At 34.9% G+C, this 15,574-nt stretch carries 15 protein-coding genes and 1 pseudogene; 8 read left to right on the top strand and 8 right to left on the bottom strand.

Annotated elements, in window-relative coordinates; all coding sequences use genetic code 11:
* Positions 1-252: 252 nt before the first annotated feature.
* From AC07M3_RS16400 to AC07M3_RS16385, 4 genes are all read left to right on the top strand, one after another.
* On the top strand, positions 253-717 hold the full coding sequence (locus AC07M3_RS16400; protein WP_002121027.1) for a MarR family winged helix-turn-helix transcriptional regulator: 465 nt from the start codon (positions 253-255) through the stop codon (positions 715-717).
* 197 nt (positions 718-914) lie between these two features.
* Entirely contained in the window at positions 915-1,130 is a 216-nt protein-coding gene (locus AC07M3_RS16395) for a hypothetical protein (RefSeq protein ID WP_003652142.1), read from the top strand.
* 600 nt (positions 1,131-1,730) lie between these two features.
* Positions 1,731-3,827, top strand: a complete 2,097-nt coding sequence (locus AC07M3_RS16390) for a sensor domain-containing protein (RefSeq protein ID WP_494567772.1) — start codon at positions 1,731-1,733, stop codon at positions 3,825-3,827.
* Positions 3,828-3,967: 140 nt separating this feature from the next.
* Entirely contained in the window at positions 3,968-4,411 is a 444-nt protein-coding gene (locus AC07M3_RS16385; RefSeq protein ID WP_005040033.1) for a universal stress protein, read from the top strand.
* A 58-nt stretch (positions 4,412-4,469) separates the two neighbouring features.
* On the opposite strand, the gene AC07M3_RS16380 is transcribed toward AC07M3_RS16385, so the two are convergent.
* Complete coding sequence (locus AC07M3_RS16380; RefSeq protein WP_494567773.1) at positions 4,470-5,912, bottom strand: glucose/sorbosone family PQQ-dependent dehydrogenase; 1,443 nt, start codon at positions 5,910-5,912, stop codon at positions 4,470-4,472.
* A gap of 274 nt (positions 5,913-6,186) precedes the next feature.
* Between AC07M3_RS16380 and AC07M3_RS16375 the strand changes: the two are divergent.
* A pseudogene (locus AC07M3_RS16375) lies at positions 6,187-6,282 on the top strand (SOS response-associated peptidase); the annotation flags it as partial.
* 241 nt (positions 6,283-6,523) lie between these two features.
* Positions 6,524-7,978, top strand: a complete 1,455-nt coding sequence (locus AC07M3_RS16370) for a SulP family inorganic anion transporter (protein ID WP_494567774.1) — start codon at positions 6,524-6,526, stop codon at positions 7,976-7,978.
* A gap of 47 nt (positions 7,979-8,025) precedes the next feature.
* Here AC07M3_RS16370 and AC07M3_RS16365 read toward each other — a convergent pair whose 3' ends face one another.
* The 6 genes from AC07M3_RS16365 to kynU form a co-directional block, all read right to left on the bottom strand.
* Positions 8,026-9,204, bottom strand: a complete 1,179-nt coding sequence (locus AC07M3_RS16365) for a S8 family peptidase (protein ID WP_494567775.1) — start codon at positions 9,202-9,204, stop codon at positions 8,026-8,028.
* A 252-nt stretch (positions 9,205-9,456) separates the two neighbouring features.
* The gene (locus AC07M3_RS16360; RefSeq protein ID WP_227560373.1) at positions 9,457-9,570 is read right to left on the bottom strand and encodes a hypothetical protein; all 114 of its coding nucleotides are present in this window, start codon (positions 9,568-9,570) and stop codon (positions 9,457-9,459) included.
* A gap of 163 nt (positions 9,571-9,733) precedes the next feature.
* Positions 9,734-10,012, bottom strand: coding sequence for a ubiquitination-like system serine protease family protein (locus AC07M3_RS16355; RefSeq protein ID WP_416658054.1), 279 nt, complete (start codon positions 10,010-10,012; stop codon positions 9,734-9,736).
* Positions 10,013-10,543: 531 nt separating this feature from the next.
* Positions 10,544-11,290 carry an alpha/beta hydrolase gene (locus tag AC07M3_RS16350; protein ID WP_494567776.1) on the bottom strand — a complete coding sequence of 249 codons (747 nt, stop codon included), beginning with the start codon at positions 11,288-11,290 and terminating at the stop codon, positions 10,544-10,546.
* A 7-nt stretch (positions 11,291-11,297) separates the two neighbouring features.
* Positions 11,298-12,704 (bottom strand): amino acid permease, encoded by a 1,407-nt coding sequence (locus tag AC07M3_RS16345; RefSeq protein WP_494567777.1) that lies wholly within the window; start codon positions 12,702-12,704, stop codon positions 11,298-11,300.
* Between the two features lie 39 nt (positions 12,705-12,743).
* Positions 12,744-13,994, bottom strand: coding sequence for a kynureninase (gene kynU, locus AC07M3_RS16340; RefSeq protein WP_494567778.1), 1,251 nt, complete (start codon positions 13,992-13,994; stop codon positions 12,744-12,746).
* Between the two features lie 145 nt (positions 13,995-14,139).
* Here kynU and gigD point away from each other — a divergent pair, with 145 nt between their 5' ends.
* On the top strand, positions 14,140-14,589 hold the full coding sequence (gigD, locus tag AC07M3_RS16335; protein ID WP_017392227.1) for an Lrp/AsnC family transcriptional regulator GigD: 450 nt from the start codon (positions 14,140-14,142) through the stop codon (positions 14,587-14,589).
* 41 nt (positions 14,590-14,630) lie between these two features.
* Positions 14,631-15,167, top strand: coding sequence for a GNAT family N-acetyltransferase (locus tag AC07M3_RS16330; protein WP_494567779.1), 537 nt, complete (start codon positions 14,631-14,633; stop codon positions 15,165-15,167).
* Positions 15,168-15,214: 47 nt separating this feature from the next.
* On the opposite strand, the gene AC07M3_RS16325 is transcribed toward AC07M3_RS16330, so the two are convergent.
* Positions 15,215-15,508: a hypothetical protein gene (locus AC07M3_RS16325; protein WP_045431062.1), complete on the bottom strand. Its 294-nt coding sequence runs from the start codon at positions 15,506-15,508 to the stop codon at positions 15,215-15,217.
* Between the last annotated feature and the right edge of the window lie 66 nt (positions 15,509-15,574).

Here is a 15,574-nt window from a genome sequence, read left to right as displayed (position 1 = left end):
GGCTATGACTTATGAAGTCACATTAATTTTCAACAAACTTTGACTATAGAAGAAAAGTATTTGTAGTTTGTGCAAAGTATAGGGATGTTTATCAAGACAAGGATAACTAAACCATGTCATTGTTAAATTTAGCTATATAAATTTTGCTCAGCAAGTAAAGTCCTGATATAACTTGCTTGATGAAACTATATTTTTCAACTATTAAAGATAGTTCACCAGAAATGCGATCCACCAAGGTATGGGGAAAAGTCAATGACAAAGAAGTATGCGCGTTTTTTACCTACAACAGAATCTTTTACTCTTGAAGATTTTCCATATTATTGGATTACTCAAGTACATGCTCAGTATGTACAAAATATTGATAATGCTTTAAAAAAATATGGTTTAGATAACTCACGTAGACGCATTATGTTGGCTTTAAGCAGCAAGCCCCATGCGAGTGTTTCTGAACTTTCAGACATGATTATTTCAAAAATGTCGACGACGACTAAAATTGTCTATCGCTTAAAAGATGAAGGTTTGGTTGAAACTTATTCTTGTCAGACCGATGGTCGAATCACCCGCGTCGTACTTACAGAAAAAGGTACTGAAATGATCAATAAGATTAATGACCTAACCAGTGTAGTACTTGAGCAATCATTCGAAGGTATCACCCCATTGCAATTAGAAAAAATGATGGAAAGTTTAAAATTACTTTTAAAAAATCTTTCTCGTTAAAAATGGAATAGATCTTTTACTCCTCAGTAAGAACTAAGCTCTCTGTCAGGAGAGCTTTTTCTATTTTAATGCCTCGTCTAAGCATTGATAGAAACAATACCCCACATAAAATAATCAATTAACTTCTCATCTGTTGACTTGAGCTCTTAACTCCAGTAGAAATTCTCTTTCAATAACTGAATAGCAAATTTTTGAAAATGGCTAAAAGAAAGTACAAAAGTGACAAGTTTCAAGTGCGCCGTATTAACCGTCAATGGTGGGTACTTGAAAAAGACCTCGAATCAAACTGCTATTTAAAACATGAACAAGTGGCAACGAAAACCTTAGCAAACAACTATGCAGATGATTATATTGAACAATACTATATGAATCTTTATATTCAACAAGAGTTGAAAAAACCTGAAACTGTATAAAAAAGCCATTTGGCTTTTTTTTATTTTTAATAGTTTAAAATTATAAAATCAAAAATTAGGAATAAAAAAAACCTACATCTTGGGGAAAATGTAGGCTATAAAATGCACAAAAAGGAAATATATATCCTTCTTGATGAAAAGAATTTTACGATAATATAAGCCTTTATTTTATATTACTTTTGTAAACTTAATGGTGGTTATTGTATTTATCTAGAATTTTTTAAACCTGCCCCTCTTTATATATTGTGGTTAAAATTTGTTTTATTAAAATTTTAACCACAACAATTTACTTTGCATCATTTTTATAATTTATTTTCATTAGTTTTATTAAGATAGGTTTCTAAAGACAATTATAAGTTTCTGTTTTAATAAGTTTTTTACAAAAATAAGCATAAATCTTTTTTTTAACTTAACACAGATAAAAATCAATAAATAACAAAAACATAAATTAAATATTAAGTATATAATATATTTAACACCTCAATTTTAGTTCAAAAAAAAGACAGGTGAAAATTATTTATTGCTGTTTTGATTACTACAGAAAGATTACAATAATGACTTATAAATAGATTAACCCCATACAATCTTTCTAGGCATGTTATGACTTCAATGTCGAACAACACCCAAAAGCATTTTATTGTTGAGCAAATTCCACTACCGACTTGGGTGAGTGATGAAAATGGCTTGATATTATATTGTAATGTAGAGTGTACAGAATATTGGCAGGATACTTTTTCTCCATTACCTCAGCAATGGTTAGATTTTATATCTCCTGTCGATTTAGATGAAGTCAAAAATAGATGGCTCGAAGCAATTCGCCTGCAAAAAAGAATAGAATTAAAATGTCGACTTTTACAAAGTGGTAATCAATATAGATGGTGCAAACTTTCTATTCAAGCCTCCAAATATCGCGGCTCTTCTTTAGCCAGTGAATGGTATGTCAGCTTTTTAGATATTGATCACGATATTCAAGAACAACAAAACTTGCAAAAGAATATTGAAATACAAAATCAAATGTTAGACATCAGTGTTGATTGCATTAAAGTATTAAATGTTGATGGCACAGTTTCTCATATGAATAAATCAGGATGCCTCGCTTTAGGCGTTCCTGTTGATGAAACAGAATTTGGAATGAAATGGCTTGAGCTTTTGCCACCTCATATTCGTAAACGTGGACGCGTCGCTTTAAAAAAAGCCCTTCAAGGCAAAGTTGCCAGATTTGCTGGAATGAGCTGTTTACCAGATCAGGACCCCGAATATTGGGATAATATGCTGACCCCGATTCATCGGGAAAATGGTGAAATCGGACAAATACTTTGTGTATCTCGTAACGTTACTCAACAGCATTTGACAGAAAATCAGCTTAGAAATATGAGTGAAAGAGATGACCTAACCGGATTATGTAATCGGCGCTCATTTAAATTTCAACTTAAACGTACCCTTACATCTTCAAAAGATAGTCAAACAAGTGTGGGTTTACTATTAATTGATCTTGATCATTTTAAGCATATTAATGACACTTTAGGGCATAGCGCAGGCGATCATCTTTTAAAAGTTTTATCCAAACGCTTTAGTCATTGTGTTGATGATGAAAGATGCTTTGTCGCAAGACTGGGTGGAGATGAGTTTGCGGTTATTATTAATAATCTCAAATCTGAAAATGATGTACGTGATCTTGCAGCCATTTTACTTCAGCAATTAAATCAACCTATTACCTATTTAGGCAATGTTCTAAATGGTGGTATGAGTATTGGTTGTGCCATTTATCCTCAAGATGCCGTCGACCAATCAGGTTTACTCAGTTGTGCAGATATGGCATTGCATGACTTAAAAGCACGTGGCCGTGGTGGTATTCGCATGTATGATCCATGCATGATGCAAATGACCGAAACAGTCGCTTCTCAGCTTAATTTAGCACGGCAGCTTATTCGCCATCATACCATCCAGCCCTACTACCAACCCAAAGTAGATTTAATAACTCATCGTGTTGTAGGTTTTGAAGCTTTATTACGATGGCATACTACTTCAGCTCAAAGAGGTTACCCTGCACAAATTGCAGAGGCTTTTAAAGATTATAATTTAGCGAGCAAGATCGGTGAAACTATGCAACATCAAGTTTTACGTGACATCGCAAAATGGATAGATCTTGGTATTAAACCTCTTCCTGTTTCGCTCAATGCTGCACCAGTTGAGTTCTTAAGAGACAACTATGCTGAAAAGCTTTTGAAAAAGATCAATCAATTTCAAATACCGACACATTATATTGAAGTAGAAGTCACCGAACATATGCTTGGCGACCGAGGTTCAGAATATGTGATCCGGGCACTTAATAAATTAAAACAGCATGGAGTCCACATTGCACTAGACGACTTTGGTACTGGTTTTTCATCGCTAACCCATATTCGCGATTATCCAATTGACAGTTTAAAAGTAGATTGTAGTTTTATACAAAAGATGCAACATGACCCATCAATTTATGCGATTGTCCAAGCAATTGGTTTACTTGCTCCAAATTTATCATTGGGGCTCATCGCAGAAGGAATTGAAACTCCGGAACAAGAAGAGTTACTTCGACAATTTGGATATAGTATAGGTCAAGGATTCTTGTTTGAGTCCGCTATAGATGCCAATCAAGTCATTTCAATACTCAAACAGAATCAACCCTACTTAGAAAGTCATTACAATGCTTTAAGATAAAATCTTTAATAAACTTTCTCGCTTCTATTCATACTAAAAATAAACAATAAATTTTTAAAAATTGTTCATAATATAAGCATAAAGATAATAAGTCGGTGTTTTAACACCATACATTGTCATAGGACAATAAGGAGCAATATATGAGTTATCACCATATCTTGGTTCCAGTCGATGGTTCTCCTACTTCACTCATTGCTGTTAATCATGCAGCAGCACTTGCTAAAGCCTTCGGTAGTAAAGTGACTCTAGTATATGCGCTTACTATAGATCCTTTCATTTCTGTAGAATTCATTGATAGTACAGAATTAGCACAGGATTATTTTAATAAAGCTAGAGCATCGATTCAGGGTATTTTAGACCAAGCGAAAGAACAATTTAGCCAACATGGAATTTATGTTGAGACAAAAATTGTTGAGGGTCAAACAATCCACACAGAAATTATTAAAGCAGCTACCGAGCTCAAAGCAGACTTGTTAGTCATTGGTTCTCATGGTCGAAAAGGGTTTAAAAAGTTCTTCTTAGGAAGTGTGACTCAAGCTCTTTTAGGAGAAATTCATTTACCGGTATTAGTCGTAACTGAATAGTTTTTCTGAAGCTGAAAAAAAACCGATCTTATGTAGATCGGTTTTTTAATAGCCTGTTTTACTGAGCTTTATATGTAAATCTAATCAAAGATCCTGGGTTTTCTAATGTATTCGTTACAGAGCCATCATCTTTTTGGACATTTCCAGAAGTATCAGTCAATACATATAGAACATTCCCATCTGGACTTGCAATCACGTCACGATAACGGTTATTGCTCTTAAACATCGGCACAGCATCATCATAAGTAGCACTGTAAGTTGGATCTAACTTAATACGGAAAATAACACCGCGCTTTAAAGATGGAACCAATAATGTATTTTCCCAACCAGAAATTGCTTTTTTGCCTCCCTTATAGACATAAGCAGATGATGGCGCAACTGTTGGCCAGCAAATGTAGGTCATATCCCCACAGGTTGGGTCATTATAGTTATAGGTATCTTGGACGGTATATAAAGTTTTTAACGGCGGTACAAAGTTTTTACCAGTCCATTCAGACTCTTTCATCACAGGTACACCTGCCGCTACTTTTACTCCATTTTGCCCTAAATCTTTAATTTGTGACTTATTGGTTGCTGCCGAATAATTTGCATACGCATAACCACTATCATCTTTATAACCCGCTACATTTGGCCAGCCATAGTTACCACCTTTAACAATGAGATTAATTTCATCGTCAGAGTTTGGACCTTGTTCAGATTGCAACAGTTTACCATTTGGAGTGAATGCTAAGCCCTGTGGATTACGATGACCGAGCGTATAAATATGACTAATTACACCGTTAAAGCTTGGATTATCTTTTGGAATACTTCCATCCAGATTTAAGCGTAATACTTTACCCATATAGGTATGATAGTCTTTGCCGCTCAATTCCTGTTGAGTCGGCGTATGTTGTGCCTGATTTGGTAAGAATAAATAAGCAAGCTGGTTACGTCCCTGATCACCAATCGTATAGTAAATCTTTTGGTCTGGACCAATGACAAGACGACCCGACTGATGGTCTTTCGATGAAGGTAAACCTGCTAATAAATCTACTGATTTCTCAAGAGTATCTGTTGCTTTGTTATAGGTATATCGACGGATAATAGTTTGATTTGGTAATTCTTTATCTGTAGATTTCGGATTTTTAAATGTACCTGAAACATAGATATAAGGATTATTTTTAAAGTCAGGATGAAAGGCAAAACCCAATAAACCATTTTGTCCATCAGCATCATTTACAATCTCAGGAACCTGAAAAACTGTTTTTACACTGCCTGATTCAGGATTAACTCTTAGAATCTTACCTGTTGCCCGCTCCGTTAACCAAATTTGATTATCAGGTCCCCACAACAAAGCATGTGGCTTATTTAAATTAGATAGAAGAACTTTCTTGTCAAAGCTTTCTGTTTTCGCTTTAGCAAATTGAGATGAAGTAAGAGGGACATCAGCAAATGCCGAATTGAGCGTAAATAGCTGAGCAGCGCCTAATAAAGTAATTTTAGCCAATAAATGTTTATTCATGTGTCCACCTTATAAATTGTCAAAATTTTCCGAGAATTTTTAAACCGTTAATAAAGGGTTTGTAGGAGTTCTCTATATGATTTGTATTATGATGAATAACGAATCTATTAAAATCTAAATTTCTGAAAGGCTCTGTTGCATAAAAGTAGCTATTAAAAATGGATGAACACTCTCACAAAGTCTTTTTAAGATGAGTAACTTAAAGCTAAGTTTGATCTATTTTTATACATGTTAAATTAATTTCATATCTTAATGTTTTTTGAAATGCTCTTCTAAAGTTAGCACAATATCGCTATTAACCATGAATGCAGATCAGTATCCTTTCTTAAAACAATTTCATAAACCCAATGATGAAAAGCATTCAATTATAAGGTTTTTGCTATGCAAATTTCCTAAGCTCAAGTTAGTCAACCTTAAAAACTTATGCTATTCTTCGGCCACTTTTAAAGCCTCAAATTCTCTATTACCATGACACTTACGCCACCTTAAGTTTATTTACCCTTACCCATTGTAAATAACTCATCACTGTTTAGTGATGTGGTGTAGTCGTTTGTGTTGATATATCACATCACTAGCCTTTTCAAAATTTAGAACTATAGGCTATCCCCCTCATGTTAACGAATGTCCGAGAACAATGGTTCTCTAATGTCCGTGCAGATATTCTTTCTGGTCTTGTTGTTGGTCTTGCTTTAATTCCTGAAGCAATTGCATTTTCAATTATTGCAGGTGTAGACCCGAAAGTTGGGTTATATGCGTCTTTTTGTATTGCAGTCATTATTTCATTTGTAGGCGGTCGCCCCGCTATGATTTCGGCAGCTACGGGTGCCATGGCTCTAGTCATGACTACACTTGTAAAGGACCATGGGCTTCAATACCTATTTGCAGCAACTATTTTAACTGGTGCCATACAGATCTTAGCTGGATATTTCAAACTCGCCAAACTCATGCGTTTTGTTTCCAAATCAGTCGTTATTGGGTTTGTTAATGCTCTAGCCATACTCATTTTTATGGCTCAACTACCAGAATTGGTAAACGTGACGTGGCATGTCTACTTATTAGTAGTGATAGGCTTAGGAATTATCTATCTATTCCCCTATATACCCAAAATTGGAAAGTTTTTTCCTTCCCCTCTTATTTGTATTGTCGTCATTACACTACTCGCCATTTTTTTAGGTATTAATGTTCGAACAGTGGGTGATATGGGATCATTACCAGATACCTTACCTATATTTTTGATTCCAGATATTCCTTTTAATTTAGAAACACTGCTTATTCTTCTTCCCTATTCATTAGCCCTTGCTGCTGTTGGTTTACTTGAGTCAATGATGACAGCAACAATTGTTGATGAAATGACGGACACCCCAAGCGATAAGTTTCAAGAGTGTAAAGGTCAAGGGATTGCCAATATTGCCTCAGGCTTTATGGGAGGAATGGCTGGTTGTGCCATGATTGGTCAATCCATGATTAATGTAAAATCTGGTGGTCGCACACGTTTATCTACTTTTTGTGCAGGAATATTTTTACTCATTTTAGTTGTATTTTTAAGTGATTGGCTAAAAGTGATTCCAATGGCCGCTCTTGTTGCTGTCATGATTATGGTGTCAATCAGTACTTTTGAGTGGAAATCGCTTATTCACTTTAAATCGAATCCTAAAAGTAGCAATGTTGTTATGATTGCAACTGTCATTGTTGTTGTAGCTACCCATAACCTAGCACTAGGCGTATTAACCGGTGTTTTACTTTCCGCGTTGTTCTTAGCCAATAAACTTGAAAATGATATTCATGTAAATACATCCTTTGAAGGTGAAATGCGTGTGTATGATTTAAGAGGACAAATATTTTTTAGTTCTTCTGAAAAGTTCATGCAAGGATTTAACTTTAAGGAAGATATAAAAGAAGTCATTATAGATCTTACACACTCACATATTTGGGATGTAACTTCAGTAGCAATGCTTGATTCCGCTATCAATAAATTTCAAAAAAATAGCATAAAAGTTACTGTACGGGGTTTAAATGAAGCCAGTTCAATCATGATTGATAAATATGGTACTCACGCTAAAATTTAAAAAAGGTCCTTCGGGACCTTTTTACGATCTACAGATTACATTTTTTATTAAGGAGATTTATACAACAAACGATTTGGGCTACCAGATGGATTTTTTACCACATTGCTACTTGCTTGATTTAAAAGATTAGTAGAGATAGTTTGTGGTGTCGCAGTGGGGGTACTTTGCAGCATTTCAGCAACGACACCTGCAACATGTGGCGTAGCCATCGATGTTCCATTTAGAACTTTAGTAGCCGTATTACTGCCTATCCAAGAAGAATTAATTTGGCTTCCTGGTGCAAAGATATCAACACAGCTTCCATAATTAGAATAACTTGCACGCGTATCAGTACTATCTGTAGCAGCAACTGTAAGTGCTTTACTTACTCTTGCTGGTGAGGCACTGCAAGCATCAGTATTTGAGTTTCCAGCAGCCACCACCATGACATAGCCATTATTAAATAAATTTTCAACTGCACTATCTAAAGAGGTACTCGCATCCCCACCTAATGACATATTCACAACTGCTGGTTTTTTACCATTTTTTAATATCCAATCTAAACCAGCAATCACATTACTAGATGCACCAGAGCCATCACATCCTAAAATCCGAATTGGAACCAAATTTACATTCTTAGCCACACCATAAGTACTTCCGCCAACCGTTCCTGCGACATGTGTACCATGCCCATTACAGTCAGTTGTACCATTCCCATCCGATATTGCAGTATACCCACTTAATACCCGCCCAGAAAATTGTTGATGGCTAGATAATATACCTGTGTCAACAATATAAGCTGTCGTGCCAGAACCCGTCTGTAAATATGAATAAGCAGAATTTAAAGGTAAAGCTTTTTGGTCAATGCGATCTAGCCCCCAATCCGGATTACTCTGCGTAGTGGCATCAATTTTCATGACTGTATCGTTTTCTATAGAAAGTATTTGCGGATTTTTTTTCATTGCTTCGACAAAAGCAGTAGCCGCTGTATCGGGTAAATAAATTGCGAAACCCTGAAGTATAGTGTCATATGACTGTAGAATCTTACCTCCATGTTGCTTAGCAATATTCTGGGCAAAATCTATAGATGGTCCAGCATCTTTATTAAGAATAACAATATATTGGTTTTTAATAATTCCCTTTGCTTGAGAAGAATCTAGTAAAGAACTTGTTGTGTTTGGGGCTGCATGGACTAGATTGACGGCGGCCAATGTTAAGAAAGCAGCCGATACTTGGCAAAACTTCATGAAAAATCTCCATATCTTTTATTCATACATCGTTGTTATGATTTGTACTGTCGTTATATTTAAGAATTAAAACATTTTTGGAAAGAAATTTTGATTGGCCTCCCCCACATCAAAACTAAATCATATTTTCATAAAACTTTGTTTTGTACAACGCTAGTATCTTTTTTAGATCAAAAATGTGAACCAATTCTAAAAATTAGAGAATTATAGGTTTGGGTTTAAAGATTAATTATTATTCTTGCCTATAAATTTTCAAGAAGGATCTATAATATAAAAATATATAATCATTACCAATAATATAAAAGTAGAAAGTGCAAGATAGGTACCAACTGTATTAAAACTTCGCAAAAATTTCCAGATATCCATAAAAACATAACAAAACAATTATTTATAAAAATTATTTCAGACTTTAAATAAGTCAGCAATCAGAAGAGATTTACAATTTTTTTAACTATAAATGTTCAGTATCAAATACGTAAAAAAATATTACTTAAAAAAATAAAAATAATAAAATAAATATATTATACAATTATAAATTATTCGTGATTTTTAGTTCAGGCAATTCCAATTTTTGTCCCGCTAAATGATGTTTACAATTAAGAGAATATTCAATAAAACCTTCTTCTATAAAATAATGACAACGCCCAATGATACTTATGCTCGGATTAAATGTTGGTTTTTCAAGGCTACCGTTAAAGAACCACTGATTCCCATTAGAAAAGGGGTGCTCTACCGGAATATAGTGGAAATGCCCACAAGCCGGACACATATGTACATACATTCCACCTTCAAAATATTGTACTTTCATAAAGGCTCCTTTTTAAATAAAAAAGCCAACCCATATGAGCCGACTAAATCTATCCACGTAAGAACACTACCTATAATTTAATTATCCGTTATAGTTTTCTCTTTTTTGTTTTTCTGCTTTTACTTTAACCAAGAGATATTACAGATTGATGAAGATTTTTTTAAATTATTTTTTACATAAATTTTATTATGAAATGATTTTATAAGCATATATTTAAAACTCATAGATTCTAAATAAGTTCTAAAATCATAATAAATAACTATTATATTTTACTTTTAATTAAAAAATAAAAAAGTCCGTATCTTGGGAAGCTACGGACTTAAAAACTCCCCTAAACAACAGCTAAACATTTTGTCGCTTAGTGAGAAAGCACTATCTTTTTAATCTAATTAAGTTCTATATTCAGGTCAAGAACAACTCGCACTTTCTGTAAAAATCAGGGTAAGTTGTGATTTATCTCACATTTATCTTATGATCGTCTTAGGTTAAGAATTTTATAAAACAATATGGCATATATTATTTTTCAAATACTTAACTTAATATATGCCTAAAATAATACTCTAAAATCGTATAGTGATTAATGTGAGGAATAAGTGTAAAAGATACTAACCCCTGTTCTTGATCTTTTTTACTTTCAAAATAGTTTTGGCTTTGCCATTTCAATTCTTCGAGTTCAAGTTCTCCACATAAAATTGTGCACGGGATATCAATCCGCTCTTTATGATGAATTAGGCTATATTTCAAAATATCTTCTTTTGTCAAATTCAGTGCATGATTTAAATGAGTCTTTTGTATTGGCTCTAAATCATAAACTCCACTTAATAAGACCATCTCAGATATGAGCGGATGGCCTACAACTAATGCGCCGAGATGTGCTCCAGCTGAGTGACCAACCAACACAACTTCATCAGTTATCCACTCTTGCTCTGCAATGAAATCGAGAGCTTGATGAACTTGAGTCACAATAGCTGCAATTTTACTCTGTGGTGCTAAATCATATTCCAACAAAATACATTGGACACCTTGCGCTAAAACATGTGGTACGACAAATGCAAAATCTGATTTATCACACCACTGCCAATATCCGCCATGGATAAAAATAATGGTTTTATTCGCCTGTTCTACAGGAAATAAATCCAACGTTGATCTGGGGTGAACACCATATTGAATATCTCGGATATGTCTATATTTTTGATAGCTCACCAAGCTTCTTATCCGAAAGTCAGTCAGTATCTCATCCTCATTAGGCACTGTCGTCGCATTATCATATTGTCTCATGCTTTTCTCACTTTAATGATTCTTCATGAGTACTTAAAGAGAGCTTGGCTGATGAGCGTTTTAAATAGTAGAAAAAGGTAAGAACGATAATTAGAGGAACACCAAATTGTAAAGTTGACTTAAATTCGTTAGTAAACCAAGTCGTAACCGTGATACTTAAAATTGCAATTAATCCCAACAGAGAAATTAACCGACTAGCAGGAACTTTAAACTTTAACTGCAAGCCTTGTTGCGCCATATTTCTTCTAAAAAACATGTGGGTAACAAAGATGCTGCCCCACGTAAATAATGCTCCAAACATGGATAGCGCAATCATGATCGGGAAAGCCGAAACAGGATTAATCGTATAAACAATGCTCGCAATACCAATACCAACTGCAGACAAGAGTAGTGCGTTAACTGGCACCCCATTACTACTAATACGCCCAAAGAGTTTTGGTGCATCACCAGCTCGTGACAAGCTAAACAACATACGTGTTGAGATATAGAGCATACTGTTCATCGCCGATAGAGCTGCGACAATTACAATGAAGTTTAAAATACTGTCTGCATATGGAATGCCTACAATCTTCATTACCATTACAAAAGGACTAGTCGCCTCAGAACCAATTAAATCTGTCCATGGAACAAGCGCCACAATTAAAAATAAAGATAATAAGTAAAACAGGATTAACCGAATAGCCGTACTCTTAAAGGCTGTTTTAACGGCTTGTTCTGGATCTTTAGCTTCACCTGCCGCAACAGCAATCATTTCGATACTTAAATAGCTAAATATTGAAATAATGACTCCAATCCAGACCCCACTAAAGCCGTGGGGAAAAAAGCCACCATGTTCTGTTAAATTGGAAATGACTTGCCCCGTTCCTTCATGACTTTGAGTCAAGATACCAATAGACAAAAGAATAAATACAATAATGGCAAAAACTTTAATGGTCGAAAACCAATATTCAACCAATCCAAAAGCCTTAACACTATATGCATTTACTACCAGCAAGGTCATTGAAAAAAAAGCAATCCAGATCCAAGAACCGACATGTGGGAACCATAATTTCATATAGTCAGCAACTGCTGTGATTTCTGTACCCACGGCTAATACAATGCATGCCCAATAGCAATAACGGACTAAAAACCCGGCAAGTGGACTAATATAATGTTCTGCATAGGCACCGAAGGAACCTGAAGTAGGATGCTGAACTGTCATTTCAGCTAAACAAGCCATGATAGCAAATGCAATTAAACCACCAATGGCATAACTCACAATGACGGCTGGGCCAGCAAAGCTGATGGCAAACTTGCTTCCCATAAACAGCCCTGTACCAATCGCTCCACCAATTGCAATCATTCCCATTTGCTTTGCGGATAATTTCTTATGTAAGCCCGCTTCTCTATTTTGTATTTCATCAAAGCTACTCATAGGCCCTCCTAGCCTTTTGCTGATTTTGATTCCTGAATATCAGGTCACTTCGCCTCTAACCAGATAACGATCATTTTTCCATTCGTTATTCAGCATAATCTGCTTAAGATGCTGTACAGCATTCCAAACATCTTCAAAACCTAGATATAGGGGAGTAATTCCAAAACGTAATACTTCTGGCTCTCGATAATCACCGATCACACCTCGGGCAATGAGTGCCTGAATAATTTCATAGCCATATTCATGGCGATAACTCACATGGCTACCACGATATTGATGATTTGAAGGTGTAATGAGTTCAAAACCAAACTGACCACATTCCTGATGGACGAGTTGAATAAATAAATCGGTCAATTTAAGAGATTTCTCGCGTATTTTTTGCATATCCACTTGCAAAAAAATATCGACACCACATTCAATCAAACTCATAGAAATGATGGGCTGAGTTCCACATAGGTAACGACGGATACTATTGGCTGGCTCATAATGCTGTGCCATATCGAATGGCTTCTTGTGACTCCACCAACCCGATAAAGGTTGCCAAAACTGGTCACGATGCTTTTGATTTACCCATAACAAAGCAGGAGAACCTGGGCCACCATTTAAATATTTATAAGTACATCCAATCGCAAAATCACTATTACTCTGGTTTAGATCCATAGGAACTGCACCAACTGAGTGGCATAAATCCCAAATAATCAAAGCATCTTTAGAGTGAATTTGTTGATTAATAGATGCCATATCATAGAAATATCCGGTCCGATAATTCACATGAGAAAGTACAACTACTGCTACGTGCTTTTCTAATACCCGTGATAAATCATCTACGCCATCAATCAATTCAACTTGATAACCTTGGTGAATTAAATCAATGAAACCCTCAATAATATAAATGTCTGTTGGGAAAGCATCTTTTTCCGCCACAATAATTTTACGTTCTGGAAATTTTTCGGCTTGAATTTTTACCGCAGCTGATAGAACTTTAAATAAGTTCAGAGTAGTAGAGTCAGAAATAACAACTTCACCCTGCTCTGCACCAACAAGTTTAGCTACTTTATCGCCAAGTCGAGTAGGTAAACCCCACCAATCTGCTTTGTTCCAGCTATTAATTAAGTCCTCTCCCCATTCTTGGGAAATAATATGCTGAGCGACATCTAATGATTTCTTCGGTCTCGCACCTAAAGAATTACCATCTAAATAAATCACTTCTTTTGGAAGCGCAAATTCCTCTTTAAATTTTTTGAGTTCATCTTCCTGATCCCAATAGAGACACTGTTCATGAGTAATCATTGTTATTTCACCTATTTCAACATTTCCTTTGTTTTTGAATTTTATCATGGCAATTCTTATGATTTATTCGATAATATTTGATTAAAATCTTTAATTTTCGTATAAAATTCTAAATATAATTAAAAAATACGGATGAAATTCTAAAATGAATGTAGATGCAATCGATCTAAAAATCTTAAAGCATTTGCAAGATAACGCGCGGTTAAGTAACCAGGAACTCGCCGATCTCGTTAATCTTTCAGCATCGGCTTGTCATCGACGCGTTAAAATTTTAGAGGCAAATGGAGTAATTGAAAAATATCAGGCAAAAGTTAATTATGAAAAATTAGGCATAAAAATTGAGGCAATTGTCGAAATTAAACTTGCACAATTAACCGAAAACGATCACAACTTTTTTTTAAGTCAGATCAAAAATTTTGATGAAGTCATTAATGCTTATATTATTACAGGCGAATCTAATTATGTTTTGCACGTTGCGACTAAAGATTTAAATTCGTTTTCCCATTTTGTCATTAATACCTTAAACAAAATTAAAGGTGTCGTCAGTATTAATTCCAAAATCATTTTACAGAAGATTGTGCAGAAACCGCTTTAACCTTCTTATGAAAAAGTTATCGTTTATTAAAGAGTTATTCTATGATTGAAACTGAACGTCTAATCCTAAGACAATGGAAAGAAAGTGACTTTGAACCTTTTATCAAAATGGGCCTAGATCAAGACGTCATGCAATTTTTCCCAAGCCTTCTAACACCTCAAGAAAGTCTTAACTTAATCCAAAAAATTTCACGTCTCATTGATGAAAATGGTTGGGGCTTTTGGGCAGTAGAATTAAAAGAAAGCCATCAATTTATCGGGTTTATTGGTTTACACAACCAACCTGAGCAATTTGATTTTTCTCCATGTGTCGAAATTGGTTGGAGACTTGCAAAAGAATTCTGGAAACAAGGTTATGCTACCGAAGGAGCAAAAGCCGTTTTAGACTATGGTTTTAATATACTTAATTTAGATAAGATCGTTTCGTTCACAGCCATTATTAATACACCTTCTCAAGCTGTAATGGAGCGGATAGGAATGCAAAAAGTTAAAAACTTTGATCATCCCAAAGTACCCCTCCATCATGAATTAAGAGCGCATGTGCTATATGAAATCACTAACTATTCATTCAATTTATGATTAAAGTTAAAACTTACGCCTTTAGACAACTAAAAATTTAAAAATGCTTACTCATCGAAATCATACCCAACAGAAGTAGACTGTTCCCAATATTCATGGATTTTATTTGCTATTTCTTCTTTTTCCATTGTAGTCAGTACGTAAAAGAGTTTGGCCTCTTTATTTTTTCTTAGAATTAATAAGTTGTAATAATCATACTCGGGTCCACTAAGCCCTAGTGTAGGTTGCGATTCACAGTGTTTTTCTGCTTTGTAGTGCCATTCAAGCTTATAAGTATCGAGGCCATCGGCAGCATTGATTACGATACCGTCATTGGTTCCACCAATAAATCCAATTTTCATTGCTTTCTCTAAATTCTTATTAGGATAATTTTCAATATAGCGCTAATTGAGTACTCTTCAATTTAT

Source organism: Acinetobacter sp. GW821-FHT09D10 (assembly GCF_059416285.1).
This window is presented reverse-complemented; position numbering and strand designations above follow the sequence as displayed.